The sequence below is a fragment of the Neoroseomonas rubea genome (assembly GCF_016106015.1).
In the GTDB taxonomy this organism is placed as follows: Bacteria; Pseudomonadota; Alphaproteobacteria; order Acetobacterales; family Acetobacteraceae; genus Neoroseomonas; species Neoroseomonas rubea.
Genome location: NZ_JACADQ010000343.1, coordinates 1 through 4,419, shown reverse-complemented (window position 1 = coordinate 4,419; position 4,419 = coordinate 1). Strand labels below are relative to the sequence as shown.

The 4,419-nt window shown below is 72.3% G+C and carries 5 protein-coding genes and 1 pseudogene; 4 read left to right on the top strand and 2 right to left on the bottom strand.

Annotated elements, in window-relative coordinates; genetic code table 11:
- A partial coding sequence (locus HW577_RS21345; RefSeq protein WP_198378135.1) for a S1C family serine protease occupies positions 1-700 on the top strand: 700 nt, incomplete at its 5' end.
- A 12-nt stretch (positions 701-712) separates the two neighbouring features.
- On the opposite strand, the gene HW577_RS21340 is transcribed toward HW577_RS21345, so the two are convergent.
- Both HW577_RS21340 and HW577_RS21335 read right to left on the bottom strand, forming a co-directional pair.
- Positions 713-1,285 (bottom strand): hypothetical protein, encoded by a 573-nt coding sequence (locus HW577_RS21340; RefSeq protein ID WP_198378134.1) that lies wholly within the window; start codon positions 1,283-1,285, stop codon positions 713-715.
- A gap of 271 nt (positions 1,286-1,556) precedes the next feature.
- Positions 1,557-2,189 (bottom strand): annotated as a pseudogene (locus HW577_RS21335) (TerC family protein); the annotation flags it as partial.
- Positions 2,190-2,349: 160 nt separating this feature from the next.
- Between HW577_RS21335 and purB the strand changes: the two are divergent.
- From purB to HW577_RS21320, 3 genes are all read left to right on the top strand, one after another.
- A complete protein-coding gene (purB, locus tag HW577_RS21330; protein ID WP_198378132.1) occupies positions 2,350-3,687 on the top strand; it encodes an adenylosuccinate lyase in 1,338 nt (445 codons plus the stop codon).
- Between the two features lie 83 nt (positions 3,688-3,770).
- A complete protein-coding gene (locus tag HW577_RS21325; protein WP_198378131.1) occupies positions 3,771-4,073 on the top strand; it encodes a hypothetical protein in 303 nt (100 codons plus the stop codon).
- Between the two features lie 43 nt (positions 4,074-4,116).
- Positions 4,117-4,419: NRDE family protein (locus HW577_RS21320; RefSeq protein WP_198378130.1), on the top strand; the 303-nt coding region annotated here is incomplete at its 3' end.

Genomic DNA, 4,419 nt, shown 5'->3' with positions numbered 1-4,419 from the left:
GCTCGGCGCCGCCGCCCCCGGCCGGCCAGGCGGGGCGCCGGGCGGCGCCGGCGATGGCGGGGCCCAGCGCATGGTCTCCTCCGGCACCGGCTTCATCGTCGCGCCGCGCCAGATCATGACCAACCAGCATGTCGTCGATGGCTGCACGGCGATGCGCGCGCGGCTGTCGAGCGGCCAGGAGATTCCGGCCACCATCATCGCCGCCGACGCGCAGCGCGACCTCGCGCTGCTCCGCACGGAAAGCGACCCCGGCCCCGTGTTGCCCTTCCGCCGCGCGGCCGAGGTGCGGCGGGGCGAGAACGTCGTGACCTACGGCTTCCCGCTTGCGGGCCTGCTGTCCTCCGGCCCCACGCTGACGACGGGCGATGTCTCGGCGCTGGCGGGCCTGGGCGACAATCCGCGCCAGATCCAGATCAGCGCACCGGTGCAGCAGGGCAATTCGGGCGGGCCGCTGCTCGACCTGCGCGGCCAGGTGGTGGGCGTCATCGTCTCCAAGCTCAATGCGCAGCGGATCGCGGAGCGCACGGGCGACATTCCGCAGAACGTGAACTTCGCGGTGAAGCACACGGAAGCGGTGGACTTCATGCGCGAACACGGGGTGCAGCCGCAGCTCGAGGACCCGGTCGGCCAGCCGCGCAGCGCGGCCGAGATCGGCGAGGTCGCGCACGTCTCGACCGTCTTCCTGCGCTGCCTCCGCTGAGGCGGGGCAAGGTCAGCCGCCGCGAACAGCCCTGAGGCCCGCCGCGGCGAAGGCGGCGGCGTCGGCCGGGGGCGGATTGCGGTCGGCCATGGTCACCTGGACGCGGACGAAGCGCCCCTGCGCGGCGCCGATGCAGACGTGGCGCACCACGGCGGCGCGCCCGAAGGAGCCTGTCATGATCGCGCAGCGCAGCCCGGGATCGGCGATCGTGATGCGTTCGCGCTCGGTCAGGCGGCGGCCGCCGCGGCCATAGGGCGCCTCGCTCACCTCCGCGACGGCGGAGGTGAGTTCGCGCTCGATGGTCGGTGACCGAGGATCAGCGGGCGCCGCCCCGCCGGGCGCGTCATAGACCAGGATGGCGCCGACCGCGCTGCGGTTCGCTGTGGCGTAGTCGAGCGCGAGGGCGGGGCCGGGCCGCCGCGCGGTCTCGCCCAGCATGAAGCCGGCGAGTTGCGCCGGCATCCGCTGCGCGATCGTGTCGAGGGATGGCCGGCCCGCTTCCTCGATGGCCGCGCAGGCGGCGAGCGCGATCATGCCGGTCGCCGCGCCCCACCGGGCCGTGCTGCGCAACGCCTGTCCCGTCATGCGTCGTATCGTCCCGCCATGGCTGGGGGAAGGAGCGCATCGGAATCCGGCCGCTTCGTGGCCGGACGGCGCCGCGTGCGGGGCGTCAGGCATTCGCCCCGCGACGGCTCGCGTCCCGGATGGCGCCCGCGACCAGGGTGATGACAGAGGTATAGATCACCAGCTGGAGGAAGGTCGCGCCGACCCAGAGCCAGACCGGGAAGACGCCGGCGATGGCCGGGGCGAGGAAGCCGAGCGGCAAGAAGAGGTAGGCATAGGCCTCCGGCACCGCGGCCGTGACCTGGTGCGTGCCCTCGTAGATCATCTGGAACGCGACGTAGAGGATCACGAGCAGGCCGACCCAGGCGATCCAGCGATGCTTGTCGAGCAGCCGCGCGATCAGCGTCGCGGCGACGCCCATGAGCACGACCGAGACCGCGAGGCCGATGATGAGGATGTAGGGGTGGTCCTTCGCGGCGCCAGCGACGGCGAGCACGTTGTCGAGGCTCATCGACACGTCGGCGACGAGGATCTGCGTGATGGCCTGGCGCAGCGTCTTGCGCGGCGCGCCGGGCTCGCTGCCCTCCAGCGCCTCGACGCCGTCATGCTGTTCGGTGACATCCGGATGGTCGTGCCCGCCGCCGTCGCGCAGCTCGCGGTACATCTTCCAGCAGACCCAGAGCAGCAGCACGCCGCCGGCGAGAACGATGCCCACGATCGAGAGCAGCTGCACCGTGATCGACGCGAAGGCGATGCGCATCACCGTCGCGGCGATGATGCCCCAGAAGATCGCCTTCTTGCGCTGCTCGGCCGGCAGTCCCGCCGCGGCCATGCCCACGACGATGGCGTTGTCGCCTGCGAGGACGACATCGATGAACAGCACCATCGCCAGCGGCTGGAGCCATTCGGGCAGCATTTCCAACATGGGGCGGACGTTCCCGGAGCGTAGTGGGTCAAATCAAGGGCGCTAGCGTTAGCCGCCGGGCCCGCCCGCGGCAACCCCGGAGAAGCCGTGGCCGGCATGCCTTGCGCGGCAGCCCTGCCCGCGCGAAACGCTTCCCGAAACCGCCACCGGAGCGCCCGCCATGGTTCCGCGCTATTCCCGCCCGCAGATGGAGGCGATCTGGTCGCCCGCCGCGCGCTTTCGCATCTGGTTCGAGATCGAGGCCCTCGCGGCCGAGGCGATGGCATCGATCGGCACGATCCCGACGGATGCCGCGCGCATCATCCGCGAGAAGGGCGAACCCCGCGCCGCCGCAATTTCCGACGCCGACGTCGCGGCGATCGACGCGATCGAGCGCGAGACGCGCCACGACGTCATCGCCTTCCTGACCTGGATGGCGCAGGGGATCGGGCCCGAGGCCCGCTTCATGCACCAGGGCATGACGTCGTCGGACGTGCTCGACACCTGCCTTGCGGTGCAGATGGCGCGCGCGGCGGATCTGCTGATCGCGGACCTCGACGCGCTGCTCGCGGCGCTGAAGACGCGCGCGATGGAACACCGCATGACGCCGACGGTCGGGCGCAGCCACGGCATCCACGCCGAACCCACGACCTTCGGGCTGAAGCTCGCGGGCCACTATGCGGAATTCGCGCGCGGCCGGGCACGGCTGGTCGCGGCGCGGGCGGAAGTTGCGACCTGCGCGATCTCCGGCCCCGTCGGCACCTTCGCCTCGGTCGATCCGCGCGTGGAGGCCTTCGTCGCGGACCGCCTCGGCCTGGCGGTCGAGCCGGTCAGCACGCAGGTGATCCCGCGCGACCGCCACGCCGCCTTCTTCTGCGCGTTGGCCGTGGTGGCGAGCGCGATCGAGCGGCTGGCGACCGAGGTGCGCCACCTGCAGCGCAGCGAGGTGCGCGAGGCCGAGGAATTCTTCCACCCCGGCCAGAAGGGCAGCAGCGCCATGCCGCACAAGCGGAACCCGGTGCTGAGCGAGAACCTGACCGGCCTCGCTCGCCTGGTGCGCGGCTATGCCGTGCCCGCGCTCGAGAACGTCGCGCTCTGGCACGAGCGCGACATCAGCCATTCGAGCGTGGAGCGCGTGATCGCCCCCGATGCGACGATCGCGCTCGATTTCGCGCTGATGCGCCTGACCGGGATGATGGAGAAGCTCACCGTCTATCCCGCGCGCATGGCTGCGAACCTCGAAAGCCTCGGCGGCGTCGTGCACAGCCAGAAGGTGCTGCTCGCGCTCACCCAGGCCGGGATGAGCCGCGAGGACGCGTACAGCGCTGTGCAGCGCGCCGCGATGGCGACGTGGCAGGCCCTCGGCACGCCGGATGCGCGGAACTTTCGCGACAACCTGCTCGCCGACGCAACGGTCTCCGCGCGTCTCGATGGCCCCGCGCTCGACGCGGCGATGGATCCGCGGCGGGACTTCGCGCATGTCGACACGATCTTCCGCCGCGTCTTCGGGGAGGGATGAGGCGTCGAAACCGTGGCGCCTTCGCCGTCTTTCGGCCAAAAGAGGGCGTTAACGTTTTCGTCATGTTGAGGAGTCAACCAACCATGCGCCGGATCCGCACCTTCGCCCTGGCTGGCCTCGCCGCCCTCGCAGGTGCCAGCGCCCTGCCCGGCAGTGCCGAGGCCGGCGACCGGCATGGCTGGGGGCATCCCGGTCGCGGCTGGGGCCCGCCCCAGCAGCGCCACTACAGCTACGGGCCGCCGCGCGGCTACTACGCGCCGCCGCCGCGCTACTACTATGCGCCGCCGCCGCGCGTGTATTACGCGCCGCCGCCGCCCGTCTACTATGCCCCGCCGCCGGCCTACTACTACGGCCCGCCCGGCGTCTCGCTGAACTTCCGCTTCTGACGGGGCATTGCCGGCCGCACCGCGCGGCCGCAGCGTGCCAGCCATGTGCACCCTCATCATCCTGCATCGCCCCGGGCATGACTGGCCCTGCCTGGTCGCGGCGAACCGCGACGAACGCGTCGACCGTGCGTGGGACCCCCCCGGCGCGTGGTGGGACGATGCGCCGGGCGTGATCGGCGGACGGGACCGCAGCGCGGGCGGGACCTGGATGGCGCTCGGCCCCGCCGGCGTCCTCGCCGCCGTGCTGAACCGCCCCGGCAGCCTGGGGCCGGAGGCCGGCAAGCGGTCCCGCGGCGAATTGCCGCTCGCGGCCGCCGGCGCCGCCACGGCGCAGGAAGCCGCCGCG